The sequence below is a fragment of the Bradyrhizobium cosmicum genome (genome assembly GCF_032290525.1).
Lineage (GTDB): Bacteria > Pseudomonadota > Alphaproteobacteria > Rhizobiales > Xanthobacteraceae > Bradyrhizobium > Bradyrhizobium cosmicum_A.
Genome location: NZ_JASXTA010000008.1, coordinates 188,134 through 206,337 on the forward strand (window position 1 = coordinate 188,134; position 18,204 = coordinate 206,337).

Genomic DNA, 18,204 nt, shown 5'->3' on the forward strand with positions numbered 1-18,204 from the left:
CCTCATGACGACCATGATCGACGACCGTCGTGTACGCGCGCGTGATGCGTCGCCTGCACGATATTTTTATCTCCACATGTCCCTGGCCTGCGCGGCGGTCGCCTTTCTCGGCTTCGCACCGACCTATTTTGTGCCGCTCGCCAACCGGACGCTGTCCGCGAGCCCGGTGATTCATTTTCACGGACTCTTGTTCTTCACCTGGACACTTTATTTCGTGCTCCAGACCTGGCTCGCGGCCTCGGGGCGCGTGGTCAACCACCGTTCGCTTGGCATCGCCGGAGTTTCGCTCGCGACCGCGATGACGATCTTCGGCTTTCTCGCCTCGGTGCATGTGATGCAGCACTTCGCCGCACTCGGGCAGAAGGATGCCGGCATCGGCTTCTCGATCGTCCCGATGAGCGGCATCGCCTTCTTTGCGGTGGTGTTCGTGCTCGCGATCATGAACACGCGAAAGCCGGAGATTCACAAGCGGCTGATGCTGCTCGCAGCGGTCTCGATCCTCGATGCCGCAATCGCGCGCTGGTTCCTCACCTTTCTCGCGCCTCCTGGGCCGCCCGGCCCGCCGCCGGTACCCGTGACGATCGCTCCAGCCGTGGTCGCCTCGCTGCTGCTCGTCATCGCCATGGTGCGCGACTGGCGCACCGAAGGCCGGGTGCATCCGGTCTACATCACCGGCACGCTGGCGCTGCTGGCGGTGAAGGTGCTGAACTGGCCGATCAGCGAGACCGCGGCGTGGCATTCTTTCGCCGGCGGGATTTTGGCGCTGGCGCAGTAGGTCTCGGCGTCGTCCCGGACAAGCGCAGCGCAGCGAAGCGCAGGGGACCCATAACCACAGGCCATCGTGGGTATGAAGACTCGGAGTGACGTCTCAGCAAAACGACTTCTTCCTGTGGTTATGGGTCCCGGGCGCGCGTTGCGCGCCCGGGGACGACAGCGGAGTGTGAGGCGGCTCTTACGCCCCCGCCTTGCACGTAATTCCGCCGTCCACCAAGAGCTCGATCCCCGTCACGTATTTCGACTCGTCCGACGCCAGGAACAGCGCGGCATTGGCAACGTCCCAGGCCTCGCCCATGTGGCCCATCGGCACCTGCGCATCGCGGGCGCGCCACATCGCCTCGACGTCGCCCTTGGCGTAGCTGTCGGCGAGACCTGCGGAATGCTCCACCATCGGCGTCTTCATCAGGCCGGGCAGGATCGCGTTCACGCGCACGCGGTTCTTCGCGAACTCGACCGCGGTGGAACGCGTCAACTGGTTCATCGCCGCCTTGCTGGCGTTGTAGCTGACATAGGAAATCCCGACATGGCGGATCGAGGCGATCGAGGAGATGTTGATGATCGAGCCGCCGCCCTGCTTCACCATCACCGGAATGACGTGCTTCATGGCGAGATAGGCGCTCTTGAGGTTGACGGTGAAGACGCGGTCCCAGCTTTCCTCGGCCACCTCGACCACGCTGCCCATCTCGGCGATGCCGACATTGTTGTCGAGCACGTCGATGCGGCCATAGGCCTGCAGGCACGCCGCCACCATGGCCTCGATCTCGCTCGCGCGAGAGACGTCGGCCGTAAACGCGGTCGCCTTGCCGCCTTCGCCGGTGATGATGTTCGCGGTCTCCTCGGCCGCAGCCCCGTTGCGATCGATGCAAAACACCTGAGCGCCCTCGCGCGCGAAGGTGACCGCGGTCGCCTTGCCGTTGCCCCAGCCGGGCCCGATCGAACCGGCCCCGACGACCATCGCAACTTTGCCCTTGAGCCGATCCATCGCGTGTTCTCCCTTATTTCTGCTGTTCGTCGCAGATGCTCATCTTGGTGACGTTAGCACCGATAGGATGGCCGACAATCTCCGAAAGAGTTTGGCACGTCCCGTCATGGCATAACCGCCATTCCCCCGCCGCGCCGGAATTGCCGAGCACCACCTCCGGCATCGGCGCACGGGCTGGCCTCCACTGAAACCAGCCGTCGACGAGCCGCGCCTCGGGCGGCGGCTCCATCCCCGGACCGGTGCCCTTGACGCGGGCCTGCACCAGTTCGAGGCCGGCGCGAGTGATGCGCCAGTCCTCCTGCCAGTCGACCTTCGCGATCGAGTGCGTCCATGCAAGCGTGAACGCAGACAGCGCAAGCGCCTTCGCAGCTCCCGCTGTCGCGAGGCAGAGGCTCACACCGCCTCGACCGTGGCCGGCGGACGCTGCCGCCACTGCCACAGCACCAGCGCTGCCGAGAGCACGAAACCCGCGGTATCGCTGAACGGGAAGTCACCGAGCAGGCACAACGCAGCGCCGAGCGCGACGACGCGTTCAAGCAGGGTCAATCGCGTGAACAGGAAGCCGATCGCGACCATGCCGAACAGCGCGATCGCCACCAGCGCCTTCAAGCTCGCGAGCGCCACCGCGCCATAGAAGCCGAGCTTTGCCGCCATGGGATCGCCGGCCTGCAGCATCAGCGCCGGCGAGTAGACGAAGATGAACGGAATGACGTAGCCGGCGAGCGCGATGCGCATCGCCTCCCAGCCGATCTTGTCCGGATTCTCCTTCGCGATCGGCGCGGCCGCGAGTGCGGCGAGCGCCACCGGCGGCGAGAGATCGGCCATGATGCCATAGTAGAACGCGAACATGTGGCTCGCGATCAAGGGCACGCCGAGCTTGGCCAGCGCAGGTGCCGCGAGCGCGGCGGTGATGATGTAGGTCGGGATGGTCGGAATGCCGGTGCCGAGCAGGATCGACAGCAGCATGGTCATGATCAGCGCCAGGAACAGGCTCTTCTCGCCGAGGCTGATCACCCAGCCGCCGAAGATGGTGCCGACACCGGTCTGGGACATCATGCCGATGATGACACCGACGATGGCGCAGGCCATGCCGACGGTGATGGCGGACTTCGCGCTTTCGGCCAGCGCGTCGCGGCAATCGCGCAAGGCCTTGAACCCGCCGCGGACGAAAGCGGTGATCACGATCAGGCCGACAACGACGCTCGCCACCGGCACGATCTGGAGGCCGTCGCGTGACAGCGCGGCGACGACGAACGCAAGCCCGATCCAGAAGATATAGCGGATCGCCATCGACGACGCGCCCGTCGTGATGGCAGTGCCAAGGATCAGTCCCACCGTGAGCGCAAGACCCATGCTGCCGGCATAGAGCGGCGTAAAGCCTTCGAACAGCATGTAGACAAGAGCCGCGAGCGGCAGCACGAGATACCAGCGCGTCACCAGCGCCTTCCAGGCGCTCGGAATCTCCGAGCGTTTCATGCCGACGAGACCATGCTTGCCGGCTTCCAGATGCACCATCCAGAACGCAGAGGCGAAATAGAGGATCGCGGGAATCGCGGCCGCCTTGACGATCTCCGAGTATTGGACGCCGAGCGTCTCGGCCATGATGAAGGCGACCGCGCCCATCACTGGCGGCATGATCTGTCCGCCCATCGAGGCCGTGGCTTCGACGCCGGCGGCAAAGGCGCGGCGGTAGCCGAACCTGATCATCAGCGGAATCGTGAACTGGCCTACGGTGACGACGTTGGCAACGCCGGAGCCGGAGATCGTGCCCATCATGCCGGAGGCGAACACCGCGACCTTGGCAGGTCCGCCGCGGGTGCGGCCAAACAGGCCGAGCGAGACGTCGGTGAAGAGCTGGATCATGCCGGCGCGCTCCAGGAACGAGCCGAACAGGATGAAGAGGAAGATGTAGGTCGCCGAGACATAGATCGGCACGCCGTAAAAACCTTCGGTGCCGAACGACAAATGCGTGACGATCTGATCGAAATCATAGCCGCGATGATTCAGCGGCGACGGCAGATATTGCCCGAAGAACCAGTACAGCAGACAGGCGCCGCACATCAGCGGCAGCGCCGCGCCCATCAGGCGCCGCGTACCCTCGAAGATCAGCACCGCGAGCAGCGTGCCGACCACGAGATCAAGCCTGGTCGGGTCGCCGTCGCGCGCGATCAAATCGGCATAGAAGATCCACTGGTAGAGGCCGCAGAAGAAGCCTGCGCCGCCGATGAGCCAGCCGAGTGCGCGGCCGAGATCGCTCTTGGCGGTGAAGTTGCCGATCAGCCCGAAGGTGAGCAGGACCAGGAAGCCGACATGAACGCCGCGCACGACCTGGCTCGGCAGGTAGTTGAAGGCGGCGACATAGAGCTGGAAGGTCGCGAACGCGATGCCGATCCAGTAGGCGAGCGTGCCCCACCGGCGGGGGCCAAAGCCCTCAGGAAAACCGTGCTCGAAATTGTCGAACTCGACCTTGATAGGCGCCGCCTCGGTGCCCTCTGCTTGCAACATCGCTAATCCCCGCGCCCGATCGGGCGTTCCTACAGCGTTCGCGCCGCATCCTGAATACGTCATGCCGGGGCTTGACCCTGGCATCCACGATCTTTCTCGCCTGGCCTTAGAACGTGGATGGCCGGGACAAGCCCGGCCATGACACTCCGACGATGGCCGGCCTACTTGATCAGCCCTTTTTCCTTGTAATAGCGGATCGCGCCCGGATGCAGCGGAACCGGACTGCCATTGGCCGCCGTCTCGAGCTTGATCTCCTTGCCCGCGGCGTGGGCATTCTGCAAATCCGGCAGCGACTCGAACACGAGCTTGGTCATCTGGTAGGCGAGATCGTCCGATACCGCCGAGCTGGTCACGAGATAATTGACCACGGCCGCGGTCGGCACGTCCTTGTCCTGTCCGGCATAGGTGTTGGCCGGAATGGTCGCGGAGATGAAGGGCGGACCGATCTTGTCGACGGTCTCCTTCGGCACCGACACCACCGTGATCGGGCTGGAGGTCGAGAGATCCTTGAGTGACGCCACGCCGAGGCCGGCCGATTGAAGGGTCGCACCCAATTGGCGGTTCTTCATGAGATCGACGGACTCGGCGAACGGCAGATATTCGACCTTGCCGAGGTCCTTGTAGCTCATACCGGCGGCGCCGAGGATCGCGCGGGAATTGAGCTCGGTACCCGACTTCGGCGCACCGACCGACAGGCTCTTGCCCTTGAGGTCGGCCAGCGTCTTGATGCCGCTCTCGGCGGTTGCGACGATCTGGATGTAGTTCGGATAGATCGCGCCGATGGTGCGCAGCTTGTCGAGCTTGGTCTTGAAGCCGGCCTCCTCGTCGCCGTCCCAGGCGGCTTTGAGCGCGTCGCCCAGTGTGAACGCGATTTCACCGCGGCCCTGCTGCAGCAGGATCAGGTTCTCGACCGACGCCTTGGTGGCCTGCACCTGCGTCTTCACGTTCGGAATCTTGTCGCCGTAGATCTTCCCGATCGCGACCCCGAGCGGATAGTAGACGCCGGAGGTGCCCCCGGTCAGCACGTTGATGAAGGATTGCGCCTGCGCGCAAGATGCCGACGCCGCCAGAGCAAAAGCCGCGGCCACGCCGAAAATCGTTCGTTTCATGGTTGTTGTACTCCCCAAACCGGCCGGGAAATTGGCCGGATGAGGAGTTCGGGTCAACCCATCCAAAAGGCAAAACAGGACTGCGGTAAATGGCCGTTCCGGCTGGACTTTTGGGAACCGGGCGAGATGCGGCCAGGTGGCGCAGGCAAGACGTGGCGGCCCCGGCAAGCCTTATTGGAACGTCATGTCCAGGCATTTGGAGATGTCGGAGCCGAGGCCGGAAGAGATGGTGATGCAGCCGCGGATCTTCCGCGCGGCCGTGTCGGCAGCCCAGACCGAGTAGCCGCCGGGGCCGAAGAACGAGTTGGTGTTCGGCGGCTCGGTCTCGGTAGCGTCGAAGTCGTAATGACCGTCGGTCTCGAAGACGCGCGGCTTCTTGGTGCAGCCGCCGTCCGTCTGGACGTTGATGACTTCCTTGTTGTCACGGGTCAGCGCCAGGGAGACCTGGCAGCGGAAATATTCCGAGGTCTTGGTGTTGAAGAGGTAAGTATAGGACTTGCAGGTCGCCGTGTTCAGCTTGCCCGGGGCAAGACCGCGGCTGCACGAAATCCGCTGGTTATGACTGAGTTGATAATCATCGGCCCGGGCGGCCGGCGCCAGCGCCGTCAACGACAATGCAGCAGCCCAGCAAAGTTTCACATGGCGCATCCGAATCATCCCCACCAATAATTTTGTCGAGTTGCGTTCTAGACGGAAAGCGGAACATAGTCGCGCGGGGTCGAAGGGAAAATCACAAACTGCTGGGCAGGATTTGATGCGCTGCGGCGCTTTCGCAAATTGACCTGTAAATGCCGTTCGTGATTTGTTCGAGACGGACAACCCCAATGGCGGGGAGGATGGATGATGGCATTTTCAAAAATGACATTTGCAGTTGTTTCGGCTGCACTCGCAGCCGCGTTCAGCGCGCCTGCGGTGGCACAGACCGCGGCAACGCCGTGGGAGCTCAAGCCCGACACGGGCTATGCCTATGACAAGGACGGCAAGACCTATTCGTACAAGATGGGCACCAGCAATGCCGGCGAGCTCCTGAAGGGCGCCAAGAAGGTGCCGAAGGGCACGCTGTTCTTCATTGGCCATAACGGCCAGCTCTACATGCGCAGCGGCCCGTATCTGGAAGGCGACGGCAAGTTCAAGTTCGGGCCGGATCAGTAAAGGACGCGGCGGCGCTCGTACCCGCTGTCGTCAACCACGTCATGCGCAACTGGTTGTCGCAGGCGCTGACGCCGCGGCTGGAGCGGTGTCTCCTCCGGCAATTCTGAACATCAATCGCCATCAAACGGCCGTTGCCGCCCTGCGCCAAACTGCGCATCATCTCACTGGTGAAGCGCAGGAGCATGTCATGGCCAGATCGGAATGGAGCTTCAAGAGCGCGGTCGAACTGTCGGCCGCATTGACCGCAAAGAAGGTCTCCGCGGTCGAGCTCACGCAGGATGCGATCGACCGCATCGAGCGGCACGACGGCAAGGTCAACGCCATCTGCGTCAGGGATTTCGACCGCGCGCTGAACGCGGCGCACGACGCGGACGCCGCATTGGCCCGCGGCGAGCGCAAGCCGCTGCTCGGCCTGCCCATGACGGTGAAGGAATCCTTCAACGTCGCCGGCCTGCCGACGACCTGGGGCTGGACACCGCAGAAGGATTTCAAGCCGGCGGAGGACGCGCTGTCGATCTCTCGCGTGAAGAGCGCCGGCGGTGTCATCCTCGGCAAGACCAACGTTCCCGTCGGGCTCGGGGACTGGCAGAGCTACAACGACATCTACGGCACGACCAACAACCCCTACGATCTCGGCCGCACGCCCGGCGGCTCATCGGGCGGCTCGTCCGCGGCGCTCGCGGCAGGCTACGGACCGCTCTCGCTTGGGTCGGACATCGGCGGCTCGCTGCGCGTGCCCGCCTTCCATTGCGGGGTCTATGCGCACAAGCCGACCTACAATCTCTGTCCAACGCGCGGACATACCCCGCCACCATTTCCGGCCGTCCCGATGGACCGCGATATGGCGGTGATCGGTCCGATGGCGCGGAGTGCAGCCGATCTGACCCTGCTCCTGGACGTGATGGCAGGCCCCGATCCGCTGGACCTCGGCATCGGATACAAGCTCGCACTGCCGGAGGCGCGGCACCAAGCCCTGAAGGATTTCCGCCTGCTGGTGATCGACAGCCACCCGCTGCTGCCTGCGAATGCCGATATTCGCGGCGCGATCGAGAAACTGACGGGACAATTGTCTCGCGCAGGCGCGAGCATCGCGCGCGAAAGCCCGCTGTTTCCCGATTTCACGGAAGCCTCGCGCCTCTACATGCGCATGCTGATGAGCTTTCTCGGCGCCTTCCTTCCGCCGGACGTTCTTGCCGGCGCGCGCGCCGGCGCCGCGCAGCTCTCGCCCGACGACAAGAGCCTTGCCGCCGAGCGGCTGCGCGGCATCACCAGCACCCACCAGGCCTGGGTGTTCGACGAGGGAGCCCGCGCCGGACTGCGCGCGCAATGGCGGCAATTGTTCAAGACATTCGATGCGGTGATCTGCCCGATCATGCCGACCCCGGCCTATCCCCATGATCATTCACCGCAGCAGGAGACGCGCCGGATCAACATCGACGGCAAGGACCACGTCTACCCGGACCAGCTTGCCTGGCCCGGCATTGCCACGCTGACGGGCCTGCCGGCAACGGCCATTCCGCTCGGCCTGTCGAAGGACGGCCTGCCGGTCGGTGTTCAGATCATCGGCCCCTTCCTCGAGGACCGCACGCCGCTCAAGCTCGCCGAGCTGATCGAGCGCGAGTTCGGCGGATTCGTGCCGCCGAAGGCATTCGAGGATTAGGCCCACCCGTCATTGCGAAGAGCTTTTGCGACGAAGCAATCCGCGCTCAACTATCGAACATGATCACACTGCGCAGCGTCTTGCCCGCTTTCATGTTGGCAAAACCTTCGTTGATCTCCGACAGCTTCAACTTGGCGGAGATCCAGTCCTCCAGGTGCAGCCGGCCGCGCAGGTAGAAGTCGACCAGCCTTGGCATGTCGACGCGAAAATGGTTCGAGCCCATCGACGAGCCCTGAATCCGGCGCTCGCGCAAAAAGTCAAAACCGTGCAGCTCGATCTTTTGGCCAAACGGGATCATGCCGACGATGGTGGCGGTACCGCCCGAGGCCAGCATCGCAAAGGCCTGCTCGGCGGTTTCCTTGCGGCCGAGCACCTCGAAGGAGTGATGCACGCCGCCGTTGGTGAGATCGCGCACCTGCTTCACGACGTCGCCGTCCGCGGGATTGATGATGTCGGTCGCGCCCAGCTTGGTTGCGAGTTGGAGCTTTGCCGGATTGGTGTCGATGGCGATGATGCGCCCCGCGCCTGCGATCTGCGCGCCGTTGATCGCGGCCATGCCGACGCCGCCGCAGCCGATCACGGCGACGGTCTCGCCGGCCGTCACCTTTGCCGTGTTCACCACCGCGCCATAGCCGGTGATGACGCCGCAGCCGATCAGCGCGGCGAGATCAAGCGGCATCTCCTTCCTGATTTTGACGATTGCGTTCTCGTGCACCAGCATCTGCTCGGCGAAGGACGAGAGGTTGAGGAACTGGTGTAGCTTCTCAGGCCTGGACCATTGCATGCGGTCGGAGACGCCGGGCAGCATCTTCACCGTGGTGTCGGTACAGAGCACGGTACGGCCCGTGGTGCAATTGTCGCACGTGCCGCAGAACACGGACAGGCAGGTGACGACGTGGTCGCCCGGCTTTACATAGGTGACATCGGAGCCGACCTGCTCGACCACACCGGCGGATTCGTGCCCGAGCACCGCAGGCAGCGGATGCGGATAAAGGCCCTCCATGAAATGCAGATCGGAGTGGCAGAGGCCGGCGACCGCGGTGCGGATCAGGACTTCGCGCGGGCCGGGCTTCGGCAGGCTGACCTCCTCGATGACCAGCGGCTGGTTGATTTCATGGAGGACGGCGGCCTTCATTGAACACTCCCTAACGTGTTTTTTTGTTTGATCGTAGCGCGCAGCCTACGCCGCCAGAACAACTTCGCCAACCTCGCTCATGCCGGCTGAGCTGTCGCCGAGCAGCAGCGCGGCGATCTTCTGCTGCGCAGCATTTTCCGTCAGCCGGAACGGATCGCTCGGCGATACCCGATGATCGATCACCAGGCGCGACAACAGCAGCCGGCGTGCGTCGCCGCGCATTTCGTGGATGCGATGCGCTTCCCAGGCGAGTGCGACTGCGCTCGCGACATGATAGAGCAGGCTGGTGGCGCGGCGCGCATCGGCCTCGTTCTCGGAAGTCCCTGCAACTTCGCGCGCAAAGCTGACCGCGCGATCGGTGAGGCCGGCCAGCCGGTCGCGCCAGGCCTGCGGCACCAAGGCGCTGTCGTCGAGCCGCGCGTGCAGATCGGCCGCGAGCGCGGATTCCGCGCCGTGACGGCCGACCGCGCGCCGGAGCGCATCGATGGCGACGATGTTGCCGGTGCCTTCCCAAACCGAACCGAGATGCGCATCGCGCAGCAGCCGCGCGGTGGCGAATTCCTCGATATAGCCGATGCCGCCGCGCATCTCGAGCGCATCGCCGCAAACCTTTCGCGCATCGCGCGTGGCGCGGAATTTCAGCGTCGGGGTGAGGATACGCAGCAGCGCCGCCGCATCCTGGCTGCCAGCCTCGGCGCGGTCGAGCGCGTCCGCGGTGAGGAAGCTCATCGACAGCGCCTGCTCGACCGGCAGCATGATTTTCAGCATCTGCCGCCGTCCGAGCGGCAGGTCGATGATGCGATTGCCGAACACCACGCGGTTCTTCGCCACCGTCATCGCGTCGTGATAGGCGCGCCGCATCAGCGCGGCGGATTTGACGCCGTTGGACAGCCGCGACGAATTCACCATCTCGGCCATCTGCACAAAGCCACGGTCGAGCTTGCCGACGGCGTAGGCGATCGCGCCATCGAGCTTGATCTCGCCCGAGGCCATCGAGCGGGTGCCGAGCTTGTCCTTCAGCCGCACGATCCGGTAGTGGTTCTGTGCGCCGTCGTCGAGGAAGCGCGGCATCAGGAACAGGCCGACGCCGCGCGTACCGGGGCCGGCGCCTTCGGGCCGCGCCAGCAGCATCACGACCTTGGCGTCGGCATTCGAGCAGAACCATTTCTCGCCGTACAGCCGCCAATGGTCGCCCTCCTCGACCGCGCGCGTGGTCAGCGTGCCGACGTCGGAGCCGCCCTCCTTCTCGGTCATGAACTGGCCGCCCTGGGTCAGCTTGCTCATGTCGGTCTGGGTGAGGCCGTCGAGATACTTCGCCTTCAGCGCCTCGCTGCCGAAATTCGCCAGCAGCTTGGCGCAGCCGTCGGTGACGTTGATCGGGCAGCCCATGCCGAATTCGGTCTGGTTGAAGAGGAAGGTGAAGGCGTGTTTTGCCACCACGGGATATTTTTCCGGCCAGCCCATGATGCCCTTGCGGATCGAGAGCGCGTGGATGCCGAACTCGCCGAACGCCGCGTTCTCCAGCTCGCGATAGGCCGGATGGTATTCGATCCACTGCACGTCGCGGCCGAACTTGTCGCGCTGGTGCAGAATGGGCGTGTGCCGGTCGGCGAGTCGCGCGCAGTCGTCGAGCGGGCCGCCTGCGAGTTCGCCGAGGCGGTCGAGATGTGGCTCGATGTGACGGAACAGCATCTCCGGCAAGTGAATGCGCAGCAGATCCGTCAGCGCCGGATCGGCCCGATAGAAATTCATGCCGGTGGTGTCGGGGGCCAGCAGCCCGGATTGCCCGGCCGCGACATTCTCTAGCTGACCTGTGGCCGGCTTGTGCATGATCGTCCTCTTCGTTCCCGCCCGACGGCAATTCTTTAGTGCTTGCCGCTTTGGATGATGTCGATCATGCTCCAGTGGCGAATGCGGTTAAAGCCGCAAATTGTCAGGGAGGCATGATCGCGGCGAAGGAGCCGTCCGCTCTGCGGAATTGTGGTTGTCCCCGCTGGTTGTCCGCGCGGCGGATGCATAGATCAGCGGCGTCCCGTCCCCGAGAGATCACGCCATGGAACACCCGAACTACAAGATCGCCCTCATCGTCGGTGCCGGCGAGGGCCTGAGCGCCTCGCTTGCGCGGCTGCTGTCTGCCCAAGGCATCCGCGTCGCGCTTGCCGCACGCAAAATCGAGAAGTTGGGCGCGCTCTGCAGCGAGACCGGCGCCAAGGCCTATGCCTGCAACGCCACCGAACCTGACGAGGTCGAGCGCCTGTTCGGCCTCGTCGAGCGCGAGATCGGCACGCCCGACGTCGTCGTCTACAACGCCAGCGGCCGCACCCGCGGGCCGTTCGTGGACCTCGTTCCGGCCGACGTCGCGCAGGCGATCGCGGTCAGCGCCTATGGCGGCTTCCTGGTGGCGCAGCAGGCGGCGAAGCGCATGCTGCCGAACCACCACGGCGCGATCCTGTTCACCGGCGCATCCGCGAGCGTCAAGGGTTATGTGCAGTCGGCGTCGTTCGCGATGGGCAAGTTCGCGCTGCGCGGTCTCGCGCAGAGCTTGGCGCGCGAACTGTCGCCGCAAGGCATCCACGTCGCGCATTTCGTCATCGACGGCGGCATCCGTAGCGCGGCGCGCACCGAACCGGCCGACAAGCCGGACTCGATGCTGGATCCCGACGCAATCGCGGCGAGCTACTGGAATGTGCTGCAGCAGCCGCGCAGCGCCTGGAGCTGGGAGCTGGAGCTGCGGCCCTGGGTGGAGAAGTTTTGAGGGCGGTATTTTGAGGCAATAACGTCACAATAACCGTCATTGCGAGCGAAGCGAAGCAATCCAGAGATGTCTCCGCGGAAGCAGTCTGGATTGCTTCGCTTCGCTCGCAATGACGAAAGAGAGGGAGCGACAATGACCACGGAAACCACCGTCGAGACCGGCACTAATGAACTGCTCTGCGTCATCCGCGACCGCGTCGCGGTGATCACGCTGAACCGGCCGGAGGCGCGCAACTCGCTGTCGGACGCGCTGACGCCGGCCCTGCGCACGATGATCCGCAGCTGCGGCGAGAACCCCGGCGTCGGCGCGCTGCTGCTCACCGGAGCAGGCGAAGCGTTCTGCGCCGGCGGCAACGTCAAGGGCATGGGCGCGCATCGCGACAAGGCCAAGCTCGATATGTCCTTTGACGACAAGGTCGCCGATCTTCAGGAGCGGCAGCGGCTGCTCACCGGTGCGCTGGTGTCGGTGCGCAAGCCGACCATCGCCGCCCTGCCCGGCCCCGCGGTCGGTGCGGGACTAGCCATCGCCATGGCCTGCGACATCCGCATCGCCGCGCAATCGGCCTTCGTTGCCGCCGGCTATGCCCGCATCGCGCTCAGCGGCGACTACGGAATCGCCTGGCTGCTCACCCGGCTCATCGGCACCGCGCGGGCGCGCGAATTGATGTTCACCGGCGATCGGGTCGATGCCGCGCGTTGCGAGGCGATCGGTCTCGTCAACCGCGTCGTGCCGGATGACAAATTGCAGGCCGAGGCATTTGCGATGGCCAAATCGCTGGCCGAAGGCCCGCGCCTCGCGCTGCGCTACATGAAGGACAATCTCGACGAGGCCTTGCAATTCGACTTCGAGACCGCGCGCGATCATGAGGCCGAACGATTGATCCGCTTGACCACGACGGCCGATCACAAGGAGGCCGTGCAGGCCTTCATCGAGAAGCGGAAAGCGGTATTCACGGGGAAGTAAGGGCAGTAGCCCGGATGCAGCGCAGCGAAATCCGGGACGGCTGCGAATGTGGCGCGAATCCTGGATTACGCTTACGCTCCATCCAGGCTACAAAAAAATGCCCGGCTCTGGTTTCACCAGGCCGGGCTCGCAGTGATGTCAGGCCGAGGCTGAGGGGCTTTCGGCCTGACGGGAAAGTGCTGCAAGGCGCCAGCTCGCGCAGGGAATGTCTTTCGGTGCGAGCCTGATCTCCTTGTCGAAGCGCACCAGCTTCCAGTCGTCCGGATGATTGACGAAGGCGAAGCCGGATTTGCGCGCGAGCGCGATCATGGTCTCGTTGGATCGCAACGTGTCGCCGAACATGTGCTCGGCGCCGAGCGCAGCGGCGCGGCATTCGAGATTCTTCATCAGCACGCTCGCGATGCCGTGGCCCTGCCAGCGGTCGTCGACCGACAGGCCGAACTCGAGTGTTGCGGTTTCGGCATGCAAGGCGTAGCGCGTTTCGGCGACGATGGTCTCGAAGCCATCGACCATCTTGGTCGCGACGACCGTGAACCGTTCGCGCTCGCCGACCTGAAGGAAGTCGTTCAGCAGGCCCTTCGGCAGTTCACTGATCGCACCGAAGAAGCGGTTGTAGCGAGAGCGAGTCGAGAGCGAGCGGAAATAGTGCTGAAGCTCTTCGGTGTCGCGCGGCTCCACGAAGCGAACGTTGATCGGCTCGCCGTGCCGGGTCCGCAGCACGTCCGAATATTGCTTCAAATCTTCCAGGCGGAGGGTGCTCATCACACGTGCTCGAGACGGAGGGGGACCGCCGGCGCCCCTGTGATCAGGCGGCGCCGGCCTGGCGGCCGATCAGGCCCGCCAGAAGGGTTTCTCTGCCTCGACGGCAATGTCCGACCAGGACAGCCCGACGTCGTTGAGATCGCGGCTGCTCCATTGCGCCAGCTCGCGACGGGTCCGGTAGCGCTCATGCCAGACATGGAGGCTCTCGCCGATCTGCTGGAGCAGGCCTGGCGCATGATCATTTGTCATCGAATTCTGGGTCAACGTAGACATTTTCAGCTCCTTGAGCTAACTTGACCGCCAATATCTGCTTCTTAGTGCACTGCGACAAACGACATTTTGTACCCTTTCGCATGAAATAAGCTCATGCATCCTGCTGCCCGATGACTGCCAGATTACCCTCCCTGAACGGATTGCGGGCCTTTGAGGCCGCCGCGCGCCATCTCAGCTTCACGCTGGCGGCGTCCGAGCTGAACGTGACCCAGACCGCGATCAGCCATCAGATCCGGCGGCTCGAGGAGGAGCTCGGCATCCGCCTGTTCATCCGCCAGAACCGCGCGCTGGCGCTGACGCCGGAGGCGCGCGACTATCTGCCGGGCGTCCGCGCCGCGTTCAACGACCTCCGTCTCGCCACCGACCGGCTGCTGCGCCGGGACGACGACAAGGTGCTGACGGTCTCGACGCTGGCCTCGCTCGCGGCAAAATGGCTGCTGCCGCGGCTGACCGATTTCCAGGAGAGCCATCCCGGCATCGACGTCCGCATCACCACCTCGACCAGCCTCGTCGACTTTCAGCGCGACAATGTCGATGCCGCGATCCGCTACGGGCGCGGCCAGTGGCCGGGCCTGCGCGCCGACTGGCTGATGGCGGACGAGCTGTTTCCGGTGTGCAGCCCCTCGCTGCTCCGGGGCACCAAGTTGCTGCGCACGCCCGAGGACCTCAAAGACCATGTGCTGCTGCACACCAACAACAGCGACGACTGGCGCCTATGGCTGACTGCGGCAGGCCTGCCTGCCGGCATCTCACGGCAGCCGGGCATCACCTTCGACATGACCTTCATGACGGTGCAGGCCGCGATCGACGGCATCGGCGTGGCGATGGGGCGGACCTCCTACGTCCAGGACGACATCGCCAAGGGCCGGCTCGTGGTGCCCTTCAAGATCGCGCTGCCGGCCGATGCCGGCTTCTATCTGGTCGCGCCGGAGGGCCGGCGCGAGGCGCCCAAGCTGGCTGCATTCCGCGAGTGGATGATTGCTGCAACGCAGAATAAAGCCTGAAAAATCATCAGTTTTCCCGGCAAATTCGATTGACTCCCAACGTCCCGCGCGAGAGGGGTATGACAGATTGTCGCAGCATCAATCTGTCGCCTTGCCGTGAACTCAGTTCCGGTCCGGCCACGCCTTTCAGGGGAGTCAATTCATGGCTGGATCAGCAACCAATCCGCCCGAGATCAAGTCGCGCATCGGCGCGATCCTGCGCGCCACGTCGGGCAATTTCCTCGAGCAATTCGACTTCTTCCTGTTCGGCTTCTATGCCGCCGCAATCGGCAAGGCGTTCTTTCCCTCGACCGACGAGACGGCATCGCTGCTCAACACCTTCGGCGTGTTCTGGCTCGGCGCGTTGATGCGTCCCGTCGGCGCGATCGTGCTCGGCGCCTATATCGACCGCATCGGCCGCCGCCAGGGCCTGATCGTCACGCTCGCCATCATGGCGATCGGCACGGTGGTGATCGCGTTCTGCCCGAGCTATGCGAGCATCGGCATCGCCGCACCCGTGATCGTGCTGATCGGCCGTTTGCTGCAGGGCTTCTCCGCCGGCGTCGAGCTCGGCGGCGTGTCGGTGTATCTTGCGGAGATCTCGACGCCCGGCAATCGAGGCTTCTACACCTCGTTCCAGTCCTCGAGCCAGCAGGTCGCGATCTTCGTGGCCTCGATCCTCGGCTTCATCCTCTCCGAGGTGATGCCGGCCGACACCGTCGCCGCCTGGGGTTGGCGCATTCCCTTTTTCGTCGGCTGCATGATCATCCCGCTGATCTTTTTCCTGCGGCGGACGCTGGAGGAGACGCCGGCCTTCCTCGCGATGAAGAAGCATCCGACCGCAAACGAAGTGTTCGCCTCCGCGCTCTCCAACTGGCGCATCGTCCTGCTCGGCATGATGATCGCGATCCTGACGACGACGACGTTCTACTTCGTCACCGTGTACACGCCGACCTTCGGCAAGACCGTGCTGAAACTGTCGACACAGGACGCGCTGCTGGTCACGCTCCTCGTCGCCGTCACCAACTTCTTCTGGAATCCGGTCGGCGGCGCGCTGTCCGACCGCATCGGCCGCAAGCCGGTGCTGCTCGCCATCGCCGGCCTTGCGCTGGTGACGGCCTATCCGGCGCTGCACTGGCTGGTGGCCGCGCCGAGCTTCGGCAAACTGCTCGCCGTGGAGATGATGTTCTCGTTCTATTTCGGCGTCTACAGCGGCACCATGCTCGGCGCTCTCGTCGAGATCGTGCCGGCGCACGTCCGCACCACCTGCTTCTCGCTCGCCTTCGCGCTCGCTGCAGCGCTGTTCGGCACCTTCACGCCGTTCGCTTCGACCTTGCTGATCGAGCACACCGGCGACAAGGCCTCGCCCGGCTATTGGCTGATGCTTGCGGCGCTGCTCGGTATCATCGCGGCCTCGACGGTGTATCGCGGTGGCAAGACGGTGCCGACATATGACGCGGTGGCCGAGCCGGTGGCGGGGCATTAGCTCGCTGTCATTCCGGGGCGCCCAAAGGGCGAGCCCGGAATCCATTTCTCCCAGCATTCCTGCCGCACAATGGATTCCGGGCTCGATGCTTCGCATGGCCCCGGAATGACGGTGGAGAGACTACAACTCCACCACCACGTAATCGCTCTCGACTTTCACCGGGATGGTCTCCGCGACATACGGCCCCTTCACCACGCTCGCGCCCGGCTCGACATGGGCCGGATAGGCCTTCACGCGGAAGCGGCGGGGATCGCAATAGGACTGGCCGGTGCGAATGTCGAATTCCCAGCCGTGCCAAGGGCAGCGGATGATCTCGCCCAGTTTCGTGTACTCGATCTCGCCCGGATCCTTTGACTGCGCAAAACCGATCAGCGGGCCCTCGCACAGCGCCGCGCCCTGATGCGGGCAGCGGTTCATCAGGCCGAAATACTCACCGTTGATGTTGAAGACCGCAATCGGCCGTCCGTCGATCTCCAGAAATTTTCGCGTGCCCGGCGGGAGCTCATCAACCGCGGCAATCACATGCCGCGCCATCAACTCATCCCGTACAGCTTGCGCGCATTGCCCAGATAGAACGCCTGGCTATTGGCCTCGCTCACGCCAGCCGGCAGCACACGCGACGGCTCATCATAATCCCAATGCGGATAGTCCGTCGCGAACAGCAGGCGATCCCAGCCGATCCACTTGATGACGTCGAACAGGTCCTCGCGCCGCTCCGGATCTTCCATCGGCTGCGTGGTCCACCACACCTGCTCGCGAATGTATTCGGATGGCGGGCGCTTCACATGCGGCACCTCGCTGCGCAGGCGCTGCCAGACCTTGTCCAGCCGCCAGGCGAGCAACGGGGCCCAGCCGAAGCCGGCCTCGATCATCACCATCTTCAATTTCGGAAAGCGCTCGAACACGCCTTCGAGCACCAGGCTTGCCAGCGCCGATTGCTGGCACTGCGAGTGGCCGACCATCTCTTCAATGTAGTAGCTCGGCCAGCCCGACGGCGTGATCGGATTACCGCCGAAGCCAAAAGCATGGACGCCGATCGGAAGGCCAGCCTCTTCCGCGGCCTGGTAGATCGGCCAGTAGCGGCGCTGGCCGAGCGGCTCGACATTGCGGCTGAGCAGCAGCACCTGCACGAAGTTCTTGTCGCCGGCGCGCTCGCGGATTTCGGCGGCGGCCGACAGCCCGTCCTCATTGCCGACGACGATGGACGCCTTGAGCCGCTTGTCCTTGCTGGTCCATTTGTCGATCTGCCAGTCGTTGATCGCCGAACACAGCGCAGCCGAGAGCTCGTGATTGCGGATGCCCTGCCCGGTGTTGAGCGGGTTGAGCACGCCCAGCTGCACGTTGTTGGGGTCGAGCAGCTGCTTCTGCATGAAAGACAACGAAGAGCCTTGCGGTCCACCCTCCGGCGGATAAGCATCGCGGCGCGAGGCGTTGGGCTGCGCCTTCGGATAGGGCGGCCCTTCCATCATGCCCTGATAGGCATGGACTCCGTAGACTTCGAGATGATGCTGCCAGCGTTTGGCCAGGTAAGGATAGAGCTCGGTGCGGGTGGCGCGTGCCGGATGGATATCGCAGTCCGCGATCGCGGTTTTGACGGTCAGCGGGGAAGCGGCGTCTTGGCTCTCGCGAAACTGGATATTCATCGCCTTGCCTCCTTTGGCA

The 18,204-nt window shown here is 64.3% G+C and carries 18 protein-coding genes; 7 read left to right on the top strand and 11 right to left on the bottom strand.

Features of this window, described 5'->3' with window-relative positions; translation table 11 throughout:
* The first annotated feature begins 4 nt into the window (after positions 1-4).
* The gene (locus tag QSV46_RS16990; protein WP_314953056.1) at positions 5-775 is read left to right on the top strand and encodes a hypothetical protein; all 771 of its coding nucleotides are present in this window, start codon (positions 5-7) and stop codon (positions 773-775) included.
* A gap of 177 nt (positions 776-952) precedes the next feature.
* Here the strand turns inward: QSV46_RS16990 and QSV46_RS16995 are convergent, their stop codons facing one another.
* The 5 genes from QSV46_RS16995 to QSV46_RS17015 form a co-directional block, all read right to left on the bottom strand.
* Positions 953-1,759, bottom strand: a complete 807-nt coding sequence (locus QSV46_RS16995; RefSeq protein WP_314953057.1) for a glucose 1-dehydrogenase — start codon at positions 1,757-1,759, stop codon at positions 953-955.
* A gap of 13 nt (positions 1,760-1,772) precedes the next feature.
* Positions 1,773-2,156: a DUF1850 domain-containing protein gene (locus tag QSV46_RS17000; protein ID WP_314953058.1), complete on the bottom strand. Its 384-nt coding sequence runs from the start codon at positions 2,154-2,156 to the stop codon at positions 1,773-1,775.
* Positions 2,153-4,264, bottom strand: a complete 2,112-nt coding sequence (locus QSV46_RS17005) for a TRAP transporter permease (RefSeq protein ID WP_314953059.1) — start codon at positions 4,262-4,264, stop codon at positions 2,153-2,155. The genes QSV46_RS17000 and QSV46_RS17005 overlap by 4 nt, the downstream gene beginning before the upstream one ends.
* Positions 4,265-4,425: 161 nt before the next feature.
* The gene (locus QSV46_RS17010) at positions 4,426-5,373 is read right to left on the bottom strand and encodes a TAXI family TRAP transporter solute-binding subunit (RefSeq protein WP_314953060.1); all 948 of its coding nucleotides are present in this window, start codon (positions 5,371-5,373) and stop codon (positions 4,426-4,428) included.
* A gap of 171 nt (positions 5,374-5,544) precedes the next feature.
* Positions 5,545-6,021, bottom strand: a complete 477-nt coding sequence (locus QSV46_RS17015; RefSeq protein ID WP_314953061.1) for a hypothetical protein — start codon at positions 6,019-6,021, stop codon at positions 5,545-5,547.
* Positions 6,022-6,216: 195 nt separating this feature from the next.
* Between QSV46_RS17015 and QSV46_RS17020 the strand changes: the two genes are divergently transcribed.
* Positions 6,217-6,525 carry a hypothetical protein gene (locus QSV46_RS17020; protein ID WP_314953365.1) on the top strand — a complete coding sequence of 103 codons (309 nt, stop codon included), beginning with the start codon at positions 6,217-6,219 and terminating at the stop codon, positions 6,523-6,525.
* Between the two features lie 187 nt (positions 6,526-6,712).
* Entirely contained in the window at positions 6,713-8,185 is a 1,473-nt protein-coding gene (locus tag QSV46_RS17025; RefSeq protein ID WP_314953062.1) for an amidase, read from the top strand.
* Between the two features lie 46 nt (positions 8,186-8,231).
* Here the strand turns inward: QSV46_RS17025 and QSV46_RS17030 are convergent, their stop codons facing one another.
* Positions 8,232-9,320 (bottom strand): Zn-dependent alcohol dehydrogenase, encoded by a 1,089-nt coding sequence (locus QSV46_RS17030; RefSeq protein ID WP_314953063.1) that lies wholly within the window; start codon positions 9,318-9,320, stop codon positions 8,232-8,234.
* 45 nt (positions 9,321-9,365) lie between these two features.
* On the bottom strand, positions 9,366-11,150 hold the full coding sequence (locus tag QSV46_RS17035) for an acyl-CoA dehydrogenase family protein (protein WP_314953064.1): 1,785 nt from the start codon (positions 11,148-11,150) through the stop codon (positions 9,366-9,368).
* 223 nt (positions 11,151-11,373) lie between these two features.
* On the opposite strand from QSV46_RS17035, the gene QSV46_RS17040 reads away from it, so the two are divergent.
* Both QSV46_RS17040 and QSV46_RS17045 read left to right on the top strand, forming a co-directional pair.
* Positions 11,374-12,075: an SDR family NAD(P)-dependent oxidoreductase gene (locus QSV46_RS17040; protein WP_314953065.1), complete on the top strand. Its 702-nt coding sequence runs from the start codon at positions 11,374-11,376 to the stop codon at positions 12,073-12,075.
* Between the two features lie 132 nt (positions 12,076-12,207).
* The gene (locus tag QSV46_RS17045; protein WP_314953066.1) at positions 12,208-13,038 is read left to right on the top strand and encodes an enoyl-CoA hydratase; all 831 of its coding nucleotides are present in this window, start codon (positions 12,208-12,210) and stop codon (positions 13,036-13,038) included.
* A 138-nt stretch (positions 13,039-13,176) separates the two neighbouring features.
* Here the strand turns inward: QSV46_RS17045 and QSV46_RS17050 are convergent, their stop codons facing one another.
* Both QSV46_RS17050 and QSV46_RS17055 read right to left on the bottom strand, forming a co-directional pair.
* A complete protein-coding gene (locus QSV46_RS17050) occupies positions 13,177-13,800 on the bottom strand; it encodes a GNAT family N-acetyltransferase (RefSeq protein ID WP_314953067.1) in 624 nt (207 codons plus the stop codon).
* Between the two features lie 69 nt (positions 13,801-13,869).
* Entirely contained in the window at positions 13,870-14,073 is a 204-nt protein-coding gene (locus QSV46_RS17055; protein ID WP_314953068.1) for a DUF1127 domain-containing protein, read from the bottom strand.
* Positions 14,074-14,183: 110 nt separating this feature from the next.
* Between QSV46_RS17055 and QSV46_RS17060 the strand changes: the two genes are divergently transcribed.
* A complete protein-coding gene (locus QSV46_RS17060; RefSeq protein ID WP_314953069.1) occupies positions 14,184-15,077 on the top strand; it encodes a transcriptional regulator GcvA in 894 nt (297 codons plus the stop codon).
* 142 nt (positions 15,078-15,219) lie between these two features.
* Positions 15,220-16,542 (top strand): MFS transporter, encoded by a 1,323-nt coding sequence (locus QSV46_RS17065; protein WP_314953070.1) that lies wholly within the window; start codon positions 15,220-15,222, stop codon positions 16,540-16,542.
* A 120-nt stretch (positions 16,543-16,662) separates the two neighbouring features.
* Here the strand turns inward: QSV46_RS17065 and QSV46_RS17070 are convergent, their stop codons facing one another.
* Both QSV46_RS17070 and QSV46_RS17075 read right to left on the bottom strand, forming a co-directional pair.
* Positions 16,663-17,076: a Rieske (2Fe-2S) protein gene (locus QSV46_RS17070; protein WP_314953071.1), complete on the bottom strand. Its 414-nt coding sequence runs from the start codon at positions 17,074-17,076 to the stop codon at positions 16,663-16,665.
* Positions 17,076-18,185, bottom strand: coding sequence for an amidohydrolase family protein (locus tag QSV46_RS17075; RefSeq protein ID WP_314953072.1), 1,110 nt, complete (start codon positions 18,183-18,185; stop codon positions 17,076-17,078). The genes QSV46_RS17070 and QSV46_RS17075 overlap by 1 nt, the downstream gene beginning before the upstream one ends.
* Between the last annotated feature and the right edge of the window lie 19 nt (positions 18,186-18,204).

Excerpts from the sequence above, each read along its gene's own strand:
- QSV46_RS17030 (WP_314953063.1), bottom strand. The coding sequence starts at position 9,320 with ATGAAGGCCGCCGTCCTCCATGAAATCAACCAGCCGCTGGTCATCGAG.
- QSV46_RS16990 (WP_314953056.1), top strand. The coding sequence starts at position 5 with ATGACGACCATGATCGACGACCGTCGTGTACGCGCGCGTGATGCGTCG.
- QSV46_RS17035 (WP_314953064.1), bottom strand. The coding sequence starts at position 11,150 with ATGCACAAGCCGGCCACAGGTCAGCTAGAGAATGTCGCGGCCGGGCAA.
- QSV46_RS17020 (WP_314953365.1), top strand. The coding sequence starts at position 6,217 with ATGGCATTTTCAAAAATGACATTTGCAGTTGTTTCGGCTGCACTCGCA.
- QSV46_RS17045 (WP_314953066.1), top strand. The coding sequence starts at position 12,208 with ATGACCACGGAAACCACCGTCGAGACCGGCACTAATGAACTGCTCTGC.
- QSV46_RS17070 (WP_314953071.1), bottom strand. The coding sequence starts at position 17,076 with ATGGCGCGGCATGTGATTGCCGCGGTTGATGAGCTCCCGCCGGGCACG.
- QSV46_RS16995 (WP_314953057.1), bottom strand. The coding sequence starts at position 1,759 with ATGGATCGGCTCAAGGGCAAAGTTGCGATGGTCGTCGGGGCCGGTTCG.
- QSV46_RS17025 (WP_314953062.1), top strand. The coding sequence starts at position 6,713 with ATGGCCAGATCGGAATGGAGCTTCAAGAGCGCGGTCGAACTGTCGGCC.
- QSV46_RS17075 (WP_314953072.1), bottom strand. The coding sequence starts at position 18,185 with ATGAATATCCAGTTTCGCGAGAGCCAAGACGCCGCTTCCCCGCTGACC.
- QSV46_RS17055 (WP_314953068.1), bottom strand. The coding sequence starts at position 14,073 with ATGTCTACGTTGACCCAGAATTCGATGACAAATGATCATGCGCCAGGC.
- QSV46_RS17060 (WP_314953069.1), top strand. The coding sequence starts at position 14,184 with ATGACTGCCAGATTACCCTCCCTGAACGGATTGCGGGCCTTTGAGGCC.
- QSV46_RS17050 (WP_314953067.1), bottom strand. The coding sequence starts at position 13,800 with ATGAGCACCCTCCGCCTGGAAGATTTGAAGCAATATTCGGACGTGCTG.
- QSV46_RS17040 (WP_314953065.1), top strand. The coding sequence starts at position 11,374 with ATGGAACACCCGAACTACAAGATCGCCCTCATCGTCGGTGCCGGCGAG.
- QSV46_RS17015 (WP_314953061.1), bottom strand. The coding sequence starts at position 6,021 with ATGCGCCATGTGAAACTTTGCTGGGCTGCTGCATTGTCGTTGACGGCG.
- QSV46_RS17005 (WP_314953059.1), bottom strand. The coding sequence starts at position 4,264 with ATGTTGCAAGCAGAGGGCACCGAGGCGGCGCCTATCAAGGTCGAGTTC.
- QSV46_RS17065 (WP_314953070.1), top strand. The coding sequence starts at position 15,220 with ATGGCTGGATCAGCAACCAATCCGCCCGAGATCAAGTCGCGCATCGGC.
- QSV46_RS17010 (WP_314953060.1), bottom strand. The coding sequence starts at position 5,373 with ATGAAACGAACGATTTTCGGCGTGGCCGCGGCTTTTGCTCTGGCGGCG.